Origin of the sequence: Amycolatopsis sp. NPDC051045, from assembly GCF_040682955.1 — a bacterium.
GTDB lineage: Bacteria > Actinomycetota > Actinomycetes > Mycobacteriales > Pseudonocardiaceae > Amycolatopsis.
The window spans coordinates 23102-37994 of sequence record NZ_JBFBCC010000001.1 but is presented as its reverse complement, the minus strand read 5'-3'; the positions used below and the strand labels follow the sequence as shown (position 1 = coordinate 37994).

Below are 14893 nucleotides of genomic sequence, written 5' to 3'. Positions count from 1 at the left end.
CCGTGCGGCGCCTGGGGTTGTGGCTGGGGCTGATCGTGTTCGTCGCGATCGGCGCCCTGGTCGTGACCGCGGTCGCCGCGAAGGTCGTCATCGACAACCAGCAGGCGCAGGCCCGGGGCGTGTCCCTGATGAGCTGCGACGCTTCGGTCGGGCCGACGCAGCCCGGCCAGGGCGACCGCGGCACGGTCGACGCCTCGAAACTGGACGAAGAGCAGCGCGGGATCGTCGCGCTGATCATCTCGATCGGCAAGCAGCGGTCGCTGGCGCCGCGCGCCTGGCAGGTCGCGATCCAGGCCGGGATGACCGAGTCCGGGCTGCACAACCTGACCTTCGGTGACCGCGACTCCCTGGGCGTCTTCCAGATGCGCCCGTCGATGGGCTGGGGGACGGTGGCGCAGGTCACCGACCCGACGTACGAGGTCAACAAGTTCTACGACGTCCTGCTGGGCGTCCCGGACTGGGAGAACAAGCGGCCGGGCGACGCGGCCCAGGCCGTCGAGCGCTCGGGTTTCCCGGACCGCTACCACAAGTGGGAGCCGATGGCGGCGACGCTGGTGGAGAACGTCGGCCAGGTCGTCGACGTGGTCGCCTGCGGCACCGGCATGGGCGCGCTGCTGCCGCCGAGCCAGGCCGCCGGGCAGGCGATCAAGTTCGCGCTGGGCGAGCAGGGCAAGCCGTATGTGTGGGGCGCCACGGGACCGAATTCGTACGACTGCTCGGGGCTGATGCTGCGGGCGTACGAGTCCGCCGGGATCATCCTGCCGCGCGTCTCGCAGGACCAGTACCACGCCGGCGCGTTGCTGCCGGTACGCGAGGCGCAGCCCGGTGACCTGCTGTTCCTCGCCACCGACCCGTCGGACCCGACCTCTATTCACCACGTGATGATGTACCTGGGTGACAACAAGATCGTCGAAGCGCAGCAGACCGGCGTCCCGGTGCACACCCGGGCCTTCTCGTTCGACGAGCGCGAACTGGTGCCGCAGGCGGTCCGCCCCGGCGTTTAGCATGGGGCGAGGGCCTTGACACGAATCGGCCGATTCACCCGACGTCGCGGCGCTTCCACGAGCAGGTGGCCGCGTACAGGCAGAGGATGAGCACGTGGGACGGAAATTCGGCAGGCGGGGCAAGTCCGGCGCGGGCGAGCCCCGGGACCCGGCGGCGCTGTTCGGCGCACCTCAGCCGCCCCGGCAGAGCGCCCGTCCCGCGTCGAGCACTCCGCTCGCCGACCAGCTGAGCCAGGGGTACCCGGGGGTGGACGCGGGGTACGTCGTGCTGCCGCGTTCGCTGGCCGAGGGGATGTCGCTGCCGTGGCAGCAGCAGATGGCGGCGTTGCTGGCCCAGTTCCACGCGGAGCACGCGGCGCTGGCGTGGCCGATCTACCGGGTGGTGCCCTCGCGGTACGAGAAGCTGGCGGACCTCGACGAGGAGCAGCTCGCGGAGGCGGGCTACCTGGTGGAGATGGACGCGGACGGCGAGATGGTCTACCGCGAGCGAAGCGGCCGCAAGGTCGAGGACCCCGAGAACACGTCGGTGCTGGTGTCGTGCCTGGACCCGATCCCCAGGCCGGCGGCCCGCCCGGCCCCACCGGCGGCAGCCCCGTCCGGCCAGGCCCCGGCCCCGATGAACATCGGCCCGGCACCGGTGTGGCGCACGGTCCCGCACGTCCAGCAGACGCAGCCGGTACCGGGAACGCCGGAGCAGCACGTGCCGGCGGGGTACGAGGAGCCGAGGGCGGGAGTGCCCGGGCCGGGGTGGGAGCGCCCGGGGCCGCGTCCGGGGGCGTCATCCGCGGCGCCGGTTGTCGAGCCGGAGTGGTCGGTGGCGGCGGAATCGGACCTGCCGGGACCGGTGAAGGCACCGCAGTCACCTCCTCGGCACGCGGTCGGCGAGCCGCCTCAGGCAGCCGTCCGCGGTGCGGCAACGGAGCCACGGGCGTCGGCGGACGGACCCGCTGTCTCGCAACCACCGACAACCGACGGGCCTGGGCCTCGGCCTGAGAGTCCTGCTGCATTCGTATCGACCCCACCGGTGGGGGCTCCTGCCGAAGCCGTGCCGGAGGGTTCGGCGCCTGTCGAGCCCGACGTTGCTTCGCCATCGTCTGAGGTCCTTCAGTCCGAGGGGCAGGCGGCTGCGTCGGCGCCGGGAGAGGTGTCTCGGCCTGAGGCCGAGCCGGTGCTTCCGGATGCGGTGCCGGTTGAACCGGCGGATGCCGATCAGCCGGAAGGCGCCGCAACGGCATCGGGTGAACCGGTGCCGCGGGATGCGGGTCGGCCGGAGGCTGCGGCAACGGTCGTACCGGCGCCAGAGGGCTCCGACCAGCCCGAAGGTGCTGCGCTGGCACTGGGTGACTCGGCGCTGGATGTGGATCAGCCGGAGGTTCCTGCGTCGGCTTCCGTTGAACCGGAGCAGCCGGAAGTTGCCGCATCGGCCTTGGGTGAACCGGTGCCGCGGGATGCGGGTCATTCGGAGGCGGGCGAACCTGTGGTGGCCGAATCGGCACCGTCGGATGAGCCCTCGACTGAGGCGCCCGCACCAACCTCCGCCGAGTTCTCGACTGGCGATGCAGGCCGAACTGAGGCGGCTGCGCCCACACCGGTGGAACAGAAGCCTGTCCATCCGGTGGCGCCTGATTCCCAGCCGGGGCTGCCCACCGCGCCGCAGGGGGTGCCGTCTGCCGTTTCGCAGCCGCAGCCGCAGCCGCAGCCGCAGCCGCAGGCCCCGGCTGCGCCGGGCGGTGGACAGTCGGCCGCTGAAGGGCAAGCCGCAACCGGTCTCACGTCACAGCCGTCGGTTGCGTCGGGCAGTGCGCAGTCCAGTTCCGAAGGGCAAACCGCACCCGGCGCCATTTCGCAGCCTCCGGCTGCGTCGGTCGACGTGCCCCAGCCTGCCTCCCCGCAGGAGCAGACTCCTGTGGTCGGTTCTCATCTGCCCAGGCCGCCTTGGGGGACCGCCGATCTGTCGGCTGCGAGTGCCGGTCGGGGCCTGGCTCCAGACCTGGCTTCAAACCCGGCGCCTGGCGCCGCTCCCGCCCAGGGCATCAGTCCGGCCGGCTCACCCGTCGCACCGAGCACCGCCCCCGCTCCCAACTTCGGCCCGGGTCCGGGCGCCGCACAGCCTTCGAGCCCGGCTCCCACACACGGCATCAGCCCCCAGCCGGGCGCCGGGCCCGTCCAAGACACGGGCCCGGCCAGCGCTGCGCCGACCCCTAGCCCCGCCTCGGCACCGGGCTCCACCCCAGCGCCGGGCTCCACCCCAGCGCCGGGCTCCACCCCAGCGCCGGGCTCCACCCCAGCCCCGGGCTCCACCCCAGCGCCGGGCTCCACCCCAGCCCCGGGCTCCACCCCAGCCCCGGGCTCCACCCCAGCGCCGGGCTCCGCCCCAGCACCGAGCTCCACCCCGGCTCCCGGCTCCGCGCAAGGCACCGCCCCAGCACCGAGCTCCACCCCGGCTCCCGGCTCCGCGCAAGGCACCGCCCCAGCACCGAGCCCCAACCCGGCTCCCAGCCCCCAGCCAGGAACACCCCCGGCCCAGGCCACCAACCCACCCCCGCCCCCACGCACCAAGCCGGTCTTCCCCGGCCCGGAGTCGACCCCCCAGCCGTTCCCCACCCGGCACGCCGCCCCCGCCCGTCCCGTCTTCCCGGGGCCCGGGACCATGCCTCCCGTTCCGCCGGCGGCTCCGAACGCCCGGCCGGTGTTCCCCGGCCGGGACACGCCGCTGCCGCAGCCCTCGACCGCCCGGCAAGAGCCCGCCACTCCGCCGCGGGGGACTCCTCGTGGCTGGTTCGACGAGTTCCCCGAGCAGCCTGCCGAGACCGAAGAACCCCAGGACTTCGGGCCCACCGGCCAGCCGACCGAGATCCCTTATCGGTTCAAGCGCTGACAGCCGGGCCCGGGGGTGCGAACCTGGAGACATGTCCAAAGACCCGAACCCGGACCAGGGGTGGTACTACAACACCCGCACCCGCCAGGTCGAGCACCTGGAACGCAGCCGCAGCGTCGACCTGCTCGGCCCGTACCCGGACGAGGCCACCGCCCGGCGGGCGCTCGACATCGCCAAGGAACGCACCCGGCAAGCCGACGCCGCCGACGCGTCCTGGAACGACGACTAGACCGTCAGCCGCGGGCTCAGCACGAACTCCGGGTCCACCTGCGAGACGAGGTCGGCGCCCGCCCAAGCCTGCGCGTTTCGCAGGTGGAACTCGACGGCCTGACGCTGGTAGCGCGTCCAGTCGCGCTGCTCGGCGTCGACCGTTTCCCGCATCGAACGCAGCGTCTCGAGGTTGCGCGGCTCGAGCTCGGCGATCGGCCGGGCCGCGCCGCGCTCCGCCGCGCGTACGTGCCGCGAGGCCGACATCCACCCCAGCAGCGCTCCGCCGACCTGGTCCTGCAGGAACCCGACGTCGTCGGCGTCCGTCACCTTGTTCCCGACCACCACGAGCCGCACGCCGAAGTCGCGCGCGTAGTCCGCGTACTGGCGGTACACGCCCACACTGCGCACCGTCGGCTCGCACACCAGGAACGTCACGTCGAACCGGGTGAACAACCCGGAAGCGAACGCGTCGGCGCCCGCCGTCATGTCCATCACGACGTACTCGCCGTCGACGTCGACCATGTGGTTCAGCAGCAGCTCCGCCGCCCCGACCTTCGAGTGGTAGCACTTGACGCCGAGGTCGTCCTCGTCGAACTGCCCGGTGACGCCGAGGCGCACCCCGCCCAGCTGCCGGAAGCACGCCGAAAACACCGGGTTGTCCTCGAACGGCCGGACCAGCCGCGAGCCGCGCCCCGGCGGTGTCGTCTTGATCATCGACGCCGCATCGGGGATCCGCGGGTTGTCGCCGCGCAGGTAGTCCTTGATCAGAGCCATGTTGTCGCCGAGGGTCGGCCAGGCGAGCGCTTCCTCCTCGGTCGCGCCGAGCGCCACCGCGAGGTGCTGGTTGATGTCGGCGTCGATGGCGAGCACCGGCAGGCCGGCGTCGGCGAGGTACGCGACGAACAGCGACGACAGCGTGGTCTTGCCGCTGCCGCCCTTGCCGACGAACGCGATCTTCACGGTGGAATCCCCTTCTGGCAATGAAGACGGTTTTCATTATTACCGGCAACGTACACCCGACCGGCCCGCACCCGATCGGGCGATCGCCGGCCCCGGCTCGGGTTAGGGTTGGGGGGTGCCTCCCCTCGTGATCAGGACACACTCGGCGGGCGGGGACTTCGGCCCCCTGCGCGCCGAGTTCTCGCTGCCGGAGTCGTTCGGGCCCGACGTGCTGGCCGAGGCGGAGGCGGCGGTCCTCGACCCGCTCGCGAGCGCCGGCCCCCGTGAGGACGCGACGGACCTGCCGCTGGTGACCATCGACCCGCCCGGCGCCAAGGACCTCGACCAGGCGATGGTCGTGGAGAAGACCGCGTACGGCTTCCGGGTGCACTACGCGATCGCCGACCTCGCCGCGTTCGTGCCGCCCGGCGGCGCGCTCGACCGCGAATCGCGCCTGCGCGGGCAGACGCTCTACCTGCCCGACGGGAACGTCCCGCTGCACCCGCCGGTGCTGTCCGAAGGCGCGGCCAGCCTGCTGCCCGGCGAGATCCGGCCCGCCGTGCTCTGGACCATCGAGACCGACGAGGCGGGCGAGCCGACCGCCACCCGGGTGCGCCGCGCGCTGGTCCGGTCCACCGAGCAGTTCGACTACGAGACCGTGCAGGCCGCGCTCGACGCGGGGCGCCCGCACCCGTCGGTGGCCGCGCTGCCGGAGCTGGGCCGGCGGCGGCGCGAACTGGCCGTCGGGCGCGGCGCGGTCGAGCTGCAGCTGCCGGAGCAGGAGATCACCGGCGACCCGGACAGCGGCTGGGTGCTCGCCCGCCGCCCGCGCACGGCCGTCGACGCCTGGAACGCCGAGATCTCGCTGCTCACCGGGATGGCCGCGGCCCGGATCATGATCGACGCGCGGATCGGCGTCCTGCGCACGCTGCCCGACCCCGACCCCGAGGCCGTCGACTGGCTGCGCCGCTCGGCCGAGGCGCTGAACATCGCCTGGGCGCCCGAAACCACCGTCTCGGAGTTCCTGTCCCGATTGGACCCGGGGCAGCCCGCGTCGATGGCGCTCTACGCCGACACGACACGGCTGCTGCGTGGCGCGGGCTACACCGCGTTCGACGGCGAGCTGCCCGCGCTGACGACGCACGCGGGCATCGGCGGCGCGTACGCGCACGTCACGGCCCCGATCCGGCGGCTGGTCGACCGGTTCGCCACCGAGATCTGCCTCGCGGTGTCCGCCGGGCGCGAAGTTCCGGAGTGGGTGCGCGCGGCGCTGGCGGACGTCCCGGAGCGGATGAGCGCGTCGGACACCCTCGCCGCGAAGGTCGAGCGGGCGTGCATCGACCAGGTCGAGGCGTGGGTGCTGGCCGAGCACGTCGGCGGCGAGTTCAGCGCGGTGGTGCTGCGCGCGGACGAGAACAAGGCGGAGATCCTCGTCGAGGACCCGACGGTGATGGCGAAGTGCGCGGGGGAGAAGCTGACCGCGGGGGAGCGGATCGCGGTCCGGCTCACCGCGGTCGACGTCGAGAAGCGGAAGGTGTCGTTCGAACGCGCATGAGGACGTCCGCCGACGTACTCTCTTCCGCGGAGGCGGCATGAGAACAGTGCTCGTGGACGACCTGGGTGAGACGGTGCCGGTCGAGGGCACGGTGTCCCGGGTGGTGTCGCTCGTGCCGTCGCTCACCGAGGCGGTCGAGGTCAGCGCGCCGGGACGGCTCGCCGGCGCCACGGACTACTGCACGCATCCGTCCACTCTGGACGTTCCGCGCGTCGGCGGGTCGAAGTACCCGGACCTCGACCGGGTGCAGGAGCTGGCGCCCGATCTCGTGCTGGCGAACTCGGAGGAGAATCGCCCGGAGGACGTGGAACGCCTGCGCGCCAACGGGATCCCGGTGTGGGTGATGGCCGCGGCGGCGTCCGTGCCGGCCGCGCTGGGCTCCCTGCGGCGGATCCTGACGCAGGCGTACGAGCTGGACGAGCCGGACTGGCTGGTCGAGGCCGAGGACCTCTGGCGCGAGGTCCGGCCGGTGCGGTTCCACGCGGTGGTGCCGGTGTGGCGCAAGCCGTGGATCGTCTTGGGCCGCGACACCTTCGCGGGTGACGTCCTGCGCCGCGTCGGCGTGGCGAACGTCTACGCCCACGACGCCGAGCGCTACCCGCGCCCGGACGTCGAAGAGCTGCGGGCGCACCTGCGCACGGACGCGGACCTGCTGGTGCTGCCGGACGAGCCGTACGCGTTCACCGACGACGACGGCCCGGACCACTTCCCGGACGGGCCGTACGTCCTGGTCTCGGGCCGCCACCTCACCTGGTACGGGCCGTCGCTGGTCGACGCCCACGCGGCGTTGACGGAGACGCTGGCCGCTCTCTAGTCCTCAAGAGTGAGTTCGGGAATCGCTCTCACCGGCGATCCGCCGCGGGCCGCGGAAAACCATGATCGGAGGCAGCACCGGATCACTCCCGAGGAGCCTTCACCATGATCAAGCTCGTTGCCGCCGCCCTGCTCGCCGCCACTCTGGCGGGCACCGCCACACCGGCGTTCGCCGCCACGCCCGGCCACGCCTGCATCGCGCAGAAACCCTTGGACACCGCGGCTCTCGAGCAAGCGATCAAGGGCCTGCCGAACGACGACGTGACCGCCGCGCTGATCCGCGCCACCGGCCCGGACGGCTGCTGGGCGGGCACCGCCGGCGTCGCCGACCGCCGCACCGGGGCGCCGGTGAATCCGGACGCGCGGTTCCGGATCGGCAGCGTCACCAAGGTGTTCACCGCCGTCGTCGTGCTGCAGCTGGTGGCCGAGCAGCGGATCGCCCTGGACGGCACCGTGCAGGAATACCTGCCGGGCCTGCTGCCGGCCGGGTATCCCGCGGTGACCGTCCGGCAGCTGCTGGACTACACCAGCGGCCTGCCGAGCCCCGTGCTGGAGGACGAAAGCATCGAGTACCTGGTGGCGCACCGCTTCGACCGCTGGACGCCGGAGCGCTACGTGGCGGCGGCCTTCTCGCAGGGGCAGAAGGAGTTCGAGCCCGGCTCGGCCCAGCACTACCGCAACATCGGGTACGTCGTCGCCGGGATGCTCGTCGAGAAGGTCACCGGGCGCAGCTACGAAAGCCAGGTCCGGGACCGGATCGTGCGCCCGCTGCACCTGACCGGCACCACCGCGCCCGGGCACGACCCCGCGCTCCACGGCCCGTACGTGCACGGCTACCAGACCATGACCGACGGCTCGCTCCAGGACGTGACGCGCTGGGACCAGTCGTTCGGCTGGGCCTCCAGCAGCATCGTCTCGACGACGCGTGACCTCGACGTCTTCACCGAAGCACTGCTGGGCGGGAAGCTGCTGCCGCCGCCGGTCCAGCCGGAGCTGTTCGCCGTGCCGGCGGTCAAGGACGTCAACGGCAAGGCGGCGAGCTTCGGCATCGGGCTGCAGCGGTTCGAGCTGCCGGGCGTGGGCGAGGTCTGGGGCAAGAGCGGCGGCTGGTACGGCTACCTCGCCGGTCTCGGCGGCACGCGCGACGGCCAACGCCGGCTGGTCTACGGCCTGACGGCCAACGACGCCAAGAACGGCGACAACCCGACTCCCGTCACGCAGAAGATCGTGGTGGCCGGGATGACGCTGACCGCGCGCGGATGACCGGGTGGGCGCCGGGAACCGGGGAGGGGGCAGGATCACGTCCTGTGTCCGCCTCGCCGGTTCTCGAACCCCTGAGCCGCCGCCTGCGCGCGCTCCCCGCCGCGGGTGTCGACGCCGTGCTGGCGGCCGGGGTGGCGGTGGCCGGGCTGTGGCCGTTCTTCTCCCGCACGAACCCGGCCGGCGGGCCGTGGCACGCCTGGGGCGTCGTCGTCGTGCTGGCCGCGGCCGGCTGCCTGCTGTGGCGGCGGCGGTTCCCGGTCGCGGTGCTGCTGTGCGGCCTGCTGGGCGCGTGGGCCTACGACTTCGCCCGCAACGTCCCGGCCCAGCCCGTCTGGTACGGCGTGCTCATCGCGCTCTACACCGTCGCCGTGCGCTCGGCACCGTGGCCGCGGGTCGCCGCCTTGGCGGTCACGGTCGGCGGGAGCCTGCTGACGGCGTCGTCGGAAACCGCGTTGCGCAGCGGGATCCTGTTCGTCGCCGCCTACGCGATCGGCCGGGCCGCGGTGACGTCCCGGGCGCACGCCGAGGCCCTGCGCGAGCGGGCCGAGTGGCTCGACCGCGAGCGGCTCGCCGAAGCCGCGCGGGCGGCGGACCGGGAACGCGCCCGGATCGCCCGGGACATGCACGACATCCTGTCGCACGCGGTCAGCCTCATGGTCGTGCAGGCGGAAGCGGGCCCGGTGGCGCTGCCCGGTGATCCGGCCCGCGCGGAGGCGGCGTTCGACGCGATCGCGTCGTCCGGGCGGGACGCGATGGCCCAGCTGCGCCGGATGCTCACGGTGCTCAAGACCGACGACGGCCCGCACGACCCGCAGCCGACCCTCGCCGACCTGCCCCGCCTGGTCGAAGGCGCGTCCGGGGCGGGCACGGACATCGCGTTCGCCGTCCACGGGGAGCCGGGCGAGCTCACCCCGGACGCCGAGGTCGCCGCCTACCGCATCACGCAGGAAGCCCTCACCAACATCGTCAAGCACGCGGAGGCCCGGCACGCGGGCGTCCGCCTCGACTGGCAGGACGGCACCTTGACCCTCGAGATCACCGACGACGGCCGCGGCGGGCGCGGCACCGGCCCGGGCGGGCACGGCCTGATCGGCATCCGCGAACGCGCCACGGCGTGCGGCGGCGAAGTGACAGCCGGTCCGCGGCCGGACGGGCGGGGTTTCCGCGTCCGGGTGCGGTTCGGGGTGCGGGCATGACCGTGCGCGTGGTCGTCGCCGACGACCAGGAGCTGGTCCGGGCCGGGTTCGCGATGATACTGGGCGCGCAGCCCGACATCGAAGTCGTCGCCGAGGCGGGCGACGGCGCCGAGGCCGTCGACGCGGTCCGCGCGCACCGGCCGGACGTGCTGCTGCTCGACATCCGGATGCCCCGGATGGACGGCATCGAGGCGGCGAAGATCGTCTGCGCCGAGACGCCCTGCCAGGTGCTCATGCTGACGACGTTCGACCTGGACGACTACGTGTACGAGGCCTTGCGCGCCGGCGCGAGCGGCTTCCTGCTCAAGGACGTCCGGCGGGACGACCTCGTGCAGGCGGTCCGCGTGGTCGCGGCCGGCGACGCGCTGCTGGCGCCGTCGGTGACCCGGCGGCTGATCGCGCAGTACACCGCCCGCCCGGCGACGCCGCTGTCCCCGTCCCCGGAGCGGCTGGCGGAGCTGACCGCGCGGGAGCGGCAGACGCTGGCGATGCTCGCTCGTGGGCTCTCGAACGCCGAGATCGCCGCGGAGCTGGTGGTCAGCGAGCACACGGTGAAGACGCACGTGAGCAATCTGCTGAGCAAGCTCGGGCTGCGAGACCGGGTGCAGGCGGTGATCGTCGCCTACGAAACCGGCCTCGCCGTCCCAGGCCGTGCTTAGAGCGTCAAGCCGGTCAAGACCGTTACCCGCTCCTCCGTGAAGTCCGCCATCGCCGCCGCCGGGCCCTCCCGGCCCACTCCGGAGTCCTTCACCCCGCCGTACGGCATCTGATCGGCCCGGAAACTCGGGACATCGCCGACGATCACACCACCCACGCGAAGCGCCGCCGAGACCTCGAACGCCGTCGGGACGTCACGCGTGAACACCCCCGCCTGCAGCCCGAAGCGGGACGCGTTGATGCGCGAAACCCCGTCCGCCACCGAGGCCACCCGGACCAGCGAGACCACCGGGCCGAACACCTCCTCGGCCATGACCGCCGCGTCCTCCGGGACGTCCGCCAGCACCGTCGGCTCGACCGTGGCGCCCGACCGTCCGCCGCCGGTCAGCAGGCGGCCGCCGGCAGACACCGCCGAGGAAATCCACGACGAAACCCGGGAAGCGGCGTCCAGGCTGATCAGCGGGCCGACGTCCACGCCGTCGGTGAGCGGGTCGCCCGTCTTCAGGGCGCGGACCTGCGAAAGCACTTTCTCTTCCAACGCGTCGTAAACGGAATCGTGCGCGTACACCCGCTGCACCGAGATGCACGACTGGCCCGCCTGGTACATCGCGAACGTCGCGATCCGCTGCGCCGCGAAGTCCAGGTCGGTCCAATCCGGACAGACGAGCACCGCGCCGTTGCCGCCCAGTTCCAGCGCCACGTGCTTGCGCGGCACGCGGTCGCGGATGGCCCAGCCCACCGGGACCGAGCCGGTGAACGACACCACCGGCAGCCGCGGGTCCTCGACCAGCCGCGACGACGTTTCGTTGTCCACCGGCAGGATCGACCACGACCCCGCCGGCAGATCCGCCGCCGCCAGGATCTCGCCGAGCAGCAACGCCGTCAGCGGCGTGGCCGGTGCGGGCTTGAGCACGATCGGCGCGCCGACCGCGATCGCCGGGGCCACCTTGTGCGCCGCCAGGTTCAGCGGGAAGTTGAACGGCGTGATGCCCAGCACCGGCCCGCGCGGCACGCGCCGCACCAGCGCGAGCCGGCCGGTGCCGCCCGGGTCGGTGTCGAGCCGCTGCAGCTCGCCCGAAAAGCGCCGGGCTTCCTCGGCGGCCCAGCGGAACGTCGACACCGCGCGTCCGACCTCACCGCGCGCCCACTTCAGCGGCTTGCCCGACTCCGCCGTGATGAGCGCGGCGAGCTCTTCGGACCGCTCGCCCAAGGACCGGGACACGTGGTCCAACGCCCCGGCGCGGACGTGCGCGGGCAGCGTCGCGAACTCGTCGGCGACGTCGTGCGCGGCCTGCACCGCGGCTTCGACGTCCGCGGGGGAGGGCACGAAATGGGATCCGGCGGAAGAACCGTCGAACGGATGGTGGACGACGGCCGTCGCCCCGGCGGTCACCGGCTTCCCGGCGACCCAGAACGGGAACGTCATGCGCGGGCCTCCGTCCGGACAGCGTGCTCGAGGACCGCCAGGCCCTCGTCGAGCAGGTCGTTGGGCAGTGACAGCGGCGGCAGCAGCCGGACGACGTTGCCGTAGGTGCCGCAGGTCAGCACCACGACCCCGGCGCGGTGGCACGCGGCTGCGACGCGCTTGGTCAGGTCGGCGTCGGGCTCGGTGGAACCGGGCCGCACGAACTCCGCGGCCAGCATCGCGCCGCGCCCGCGGATGTCGCCGATGACGCCGGTCTCGGCCGCCAGCGCCCGCAGCCGCGGCAGCACGACGCCTTCGATGCGCTTGGCCGACGCGGCGAGGTCCTCGCTCTTCATCGTCTCGATCGAACCGAGCGCCGCGGCGCAGGCGATCGGGTTGCCGCCGTACGTGCCGCCGAGGCCACCCGGCGGGACGGCGTCGAGCAGTTCCGCGCGGCCGGTGACGGCGGACAGCGGCAGGCCGCCCGCGATGCCCTTGGCCGTCGCGATCAGGTCCGGCACCACGTCCTCGTCGGTGGACGCGAACCAGGAACCGGTGCGGCAGAAGCCCGTCTGGACCTCGTCGGCGACGTACACGACGCCGTTTTCGCGGCACCAAGCCGCGATGGCGGGCAGGAAACCGGGCGCGGGCTCGATGAACCCGCCCTCGCCCTGGATCGGCTCGAGCACGACCGCCGCGACCTGGTCGCCGCCGATCTGCTTCTCGATCCGGTCGATGGCCAGCGCGGCCGCCTCGGGGCCGGACAGGCCGTCGCGGAACGGGTACGAGCCCGGCACGCGGTAGACCTCCGGTGCGAACGGGCCGAAGCCGTGCTTGTAGGGCACGGACTTCGCGGTCATGCCCATCGTCAGGTTGGTGCGCCCGTGGTAGGCGTGGTCGAACACGACGACGGCTTGGCGCCCGGTCGCCACCCGCGCGATCTTGACGGCGTTTTCGACCGCTTCGGCGCCGGAGTTGAACAGCACCGACTTCTTCGCGTGGTCGCCCGGCGTCAGTTCGGCGAGCGCTTCGCAGACCTCGACGTACCCCTCGTACGGCGTGACCATGAAACAGGTGTGGGTGAACCAGCAGGCCTGCTTGCGGACGCGGTCCACGACCGCCGGCGCCGAGTGCCCGACGTTGGTCACTGCGATGCCGGAGCCGAAGTCGATCAGCACGTTGCCGTCGGCGTCGGTGAGCAGGCCGCCGCTGGCGGAGGTGACGTAGACGGGCAGCACCGAACTGACGCCGGCGGCGACGGCGTTGGCGCGCCGCTCCTGAAGTTCGCGCGAGAGGGGGCCGGGGATTTCGGTCTGCAGCCTGCGCTGCCGGGGCGCCGGGGCCTGCGGGTCGGCGGTGGTGCTTGCGGTCACGGCGTGCTCCTGCGGACGCGGGTGGGCGGACGTCCTCAGGATGAGTCCCGCGACCACCACCGTCAGCTGGCCTTTCCGGCGAAGTTGGCGCGTAGAATTGGCCGTTATGGCACTCACGCTGGCCGGACTGGCCGCCGACCGCCCGCTCGGGCTGCGGGTGCTGACCGGCGAAGACGGGCTGGACCGCCCCATCGGCTGGGTGCACCCGACGGAACTGACCGACCCGCAGGCCTTCCTCGAAGGCGGCGAGCTGCTGCTCACCACCGGCCTGGCCCTGGCCGAAGACACGGCACCGGCTTACGTGCGCCGGCTGGTGGCCGCCGGGGTCGCCGGGCTCGGCTTCGGCGTCGGGCTGAGCCACGAGTCCGTTCCGCGCTCGCTCGTGGCGACCGCGGCCGAAGTGGGACTGCCGGTCCTGGAGGTGGCTCGTGAGACGCCGTTCATCGCGATCACCCGCGCGGTCTCGCGGGCGGTGGCGGCCGACGAGTACGCGACGACGGTCCGCATCGGCCGCGCCCAGCAGGAACTGACCCGCACGGCGGTCGGCAAGGGCGGCCCGGCCGGGGTGCTGCGGAAGCTGGCGAAGCTGGTCGACGGCTGGGTGCTGCTGTTCGAACGCACCACCGTCGCCGAAGCGGCTCCGGCCGGCGCACGCGAGTACGGCACGTTGCTGCGCGAAGAGCTGGAGCGGCTTCGCACCGGCACGCGGGTTTTCGCGCTCGACGGCCACGAGGTCGTGCTGCAGACCTTGGACACCGCCGCGCGGCGCGTGCTCGCGGTCGGCACCGGCACGCCGCTCGACACCGCCGGACGGCACATCGTCAACACCGCGGTGTCGGTGCTTTCCCTGGCGCTGGAACAGGATCGTGCCCAGGCGGCGGCCCGGCAGGCGTTGCGGACCGGGCTGCTGGAGCTCCTGTCCGGCGGCCAGGCCGAGCTGGCGTTGCGGGTGCTGGAGACCACGGGTGGCGAGCCGCCGCGAGCGCCGTGGTCGGTGCTGGTGTTCCTCGGGCCACCCGCGGCTCGGCGAAAGCTGCTCGAAGCGCTGGACGGGGAGGTCTTCGCGGCGCGCTCCGGCTCGTCGGTCGTGGCGTTCGGCGGGGGCGCGGTGGTCGACACGGTGGCCGAGGCGGCGTTGCGGATCGGTGGCCTGCACGGCGGGGTCGCCGGGCCGGTCCCGGCCGAAGACTTCGCGGCCGGGCTGGAGCAGGCGGAGCTGGCGGCCCGCGCCGCGGAGGCCGAGGACAAGATCCTCATCTCGGCGGCCGAGCACACCGGCCGGGGCCTGCTGTCCCTCATCGATCCGACGGTGGCGCAGGCGTTCGCCCACGGTTTGCTGGCCCCGCTGCGCCGCCACGACGAAACGGGCCGCGGCGACCTGGTGGCGTCGCTGCGCTGCTGGCTGGAGCACCACGGCCACTGGGACGTGGCAGCCGCGCGCCTCGGCGTTCACCGGCACACGCTGCGGAACCGGATCACCAAGGTGCAGGAACTGCTGGGCCGCGACCTGGATTCACCGGGAGTACGTGCGGAACTTTGGGTGGCGCTGCAGGCTTGAAGCGCCGGCACCGTGTACCTGGCGCAGCGACACGGCTTCGGG

General features: G+C 73.2%; 12 protein-coding genes. 9 read left to right on the top strand and 3 right to left on the bottom strand.

Annotated elements, in window-relative coordinates:
* The first annotated feature begins 2 nt into the window (after nt 1-2).
* The 3 genes from AB0M80_RS00145 (at nt 3) to AB0M80_RS00135 (ending at nt 4111) form a co-directional block, all read left to right on the top strand.
* A complete protein-coding gene (locus AB0M80_RS00145; protein WP_364556649.1) occupies nt 3-1004 on the top strand; it encodes a C40 family peptidase in 1002 nt (333 codons plus the stop codon).
* A gap of 2650 nt (nt 1005-3654) precedes the next feature.
* Nucleotides 3655-3882 carry a hypothetical protein gene (locus AB0M80_RS00140; RefSeq protein WP_364556646.1) on the top strand — a complete coding sequence of 76 codons (228 nt, stop codon included), beginning with the start codon at nt 3655-3657 and terminating at the stop codon, nt 3880-3882.
* Nucleotides 3883-3913: 31 nt separating this feature from the next.
* Complete coding sequence (locus AB0M80_RS00135) at nt 3914-4111, top strand: hypothetical protein (RefSeq protein WP_364556643.1); 198 nt, start codon at nt 3914-3916, stop codon at nt 4109-4111.
* Here AB0M80_RS00135 and AB0M80_RS00130 read toward each other — a convergent pair.
* Nucleotides 4108-5052 (bottom strand): ATP-binding protein, encoded by a 945-nt coding sequence (locus AB0M80_RS00130; protein ID WP_364556640.1) that lies wholly within the window; start codon nt 5050-5052, stop codon nt 4108-4110. The genes AB0M80_RS00135 and AB0M80_RS00130 overlap by 4 nt on opposite strands.
* A 127-nt stretch (nt 5053-5179) precedes the next feature.
* Here AB0M80_RS00130 and AB0M80_RS00125 point away from each other — a divergent pair, with 127 nt between their 5' ends.
* The 5 genes from AB0M80_RS00125 to AB0M80_RS00105 all read left to right on the top strand — a co-directional run bounded on the left by AB0M80_RS00125 (nt 5180) and on the right by AB0M80_RS00105 (nt 10517).
* The gene (locus AB0M80_RS00125) at nt 5180-6586 is read left to right on the top strand and encodes an RNB domain-containing ribonuclease (RefSeq protein ID WP_364556637.1); all 1407 of its coding nucleotides are present in this window, start codon (nt 5180-5182) and stop codon (nt 6584-6586) included.
* 37 nt (nt 6587-6623) lie between these two features.
* On the top strand, nt 6624-7400 hold the full coding sequence (locus tag AB0M80_RS00120) for a helical backbone metal receptor (protein WP_364556634.1): 777 nt from the start codon (nt 6624-6626) through the stop codon (nt 7398-7400).
* A gap of 104 nt (nt 7401-7504) precedes the next feature.
* Nucleotides 7505-8662, top strand: coding sequence for a serine hydrolase domain-containing protein (locus AB0M80_RS00115; RefSeq protein ID WP_364556631.1), 1158 nt, complete (start codon nt 7505-7507; stop codon nt 8660-8662).
* Nucleotides 8663-8706: 44 nt separating this feature from the next.
* Nucleotides 8707-9858 (top strand): histidine kinase, encoded by a 1152-nt coding sequence (locus AB0M80_RS00110; protein ID WP_364556629.1) that lies wholly within the window; start codon nt 8707-8709, stop codon nt 9856-9858.
* Nucleotides 9855-10517, top strand: a complete 663-nt coding sequence (locus tag AB0M80_RS00105; protein WP_364556626.1) for a response regulator transcription factor — start codon at nt 9855-9857, stop codon at nt 10515-10517. The genes AB0M80_RS00110 and AB0M80_RS00105 overlap by 4 nt, the downstream gene beginning before the upstream one ends.
* On the opposite strand, the gene AB0M80_RS00100 is transcribed toward AB0M80_RS00105, so the two are convergent.
* Both AB0M80_RS00100 and gabT read right to left on the bottom strand, forming a co-directional pair.
* Nucleotides 10514-11941: an aldehyde dehydrogenase family protein gene (locus AB0M80_RS00100; RefSeq protein WP_364556624.1), complete on the bottom strand. Its 1428-nt coding sequence runs from the start codon at nt 11939-11941 to the stop codon at nt 10514-10516. The two genes, AB0M80_RS00105 and AB0M80_RS00100, sit on opposite strands and share 4 nt — an antisense overlap.
* On the bottom strand, nt 11938-13293 hold the full coding sequence (gene gabT, locus AB0M80_RS00095; protein WP_364556621.1) for a 4-aminobutyrate--2-oxoglutarate transaminase: 1356 nt from the start codon (nt 13291-13293) through the stop codon (nt 11938-11940). Before gabT ends, AB0M80_RS00100 begins: the two co-directional genes overlap by 4 nt.
* A 106-nt stretch (nt 13294-13399) precedes the next feature.
* On the opposite strand from gabT, the gene AB0M80_RS00090 reads away from it, so the two are divergent.
* On the top strand, nt 13400-14851 hold the full coding sequence (locus tag AB0M80_RS00090; RefSeq protein ID WP_364556618.1) for a PucR family transcriptional regulator: 1452 nt from the start codon (nt 13400-13402) through the stop codon (nt 14849-14851).
* Nucleotides 14852-14893: the final 42 nt, after the last annotated feature.

Bases quoted from the DNA above. Each gene is read 5' to 3' on its own strand.
- AB0M80_RS00090 (WP_364556618.1), top strand. From the start codon at position 13,400: ATGGCACTCACGCTGGCCGGACTGGCCGCCGACCGCCCGCTCGGGCTG.
- AB0M80_RS00115 (WP_364556631.1), top strand. From the start codon at position 7,505: ATGATCAAGCTCGTTGCCGCCGCCCTGCTCGCCGCCACTCTGGCGGGC.
- AB0M80_RS00100 (WP_364556624.1), bottom strand. From the start codon at position 11,941: ATGACGTTCCCGTTCTGGGTCGCCGGGAAGCCGGTGACCGCCGGGGCG.
- AB0M80_RS00140 (WP_364556646.1), top strand. From the start codon at position 3,655: ATGCCTCCCGTTCCGCCGGCGGCTCCGAACGCCCGGCCGGTGTTCCCC.
- AB0M80_RS00120 (WP_364556634.1), top strand. From the start codon at position 6,624: ATGAGAACAGTGCTCGTGGACGACCTGGGTGAGACGGTGCCGGTCGAG.
- AB0M80_RS00135 (WP_364556643.1), top strand. From the start codon at position 3,914: ATGTCCAAAGACCCGAACCCGGACCAGGGGTGGTACTACAACACCCGC.
- AB0M80_RS00105 (WP_364556626.1), top strand. From the start codon at position 9,855: ATGACCGTGCGCGTGGTCGTCGCCGACGACCAGGAGCTGGTCCGGGCC.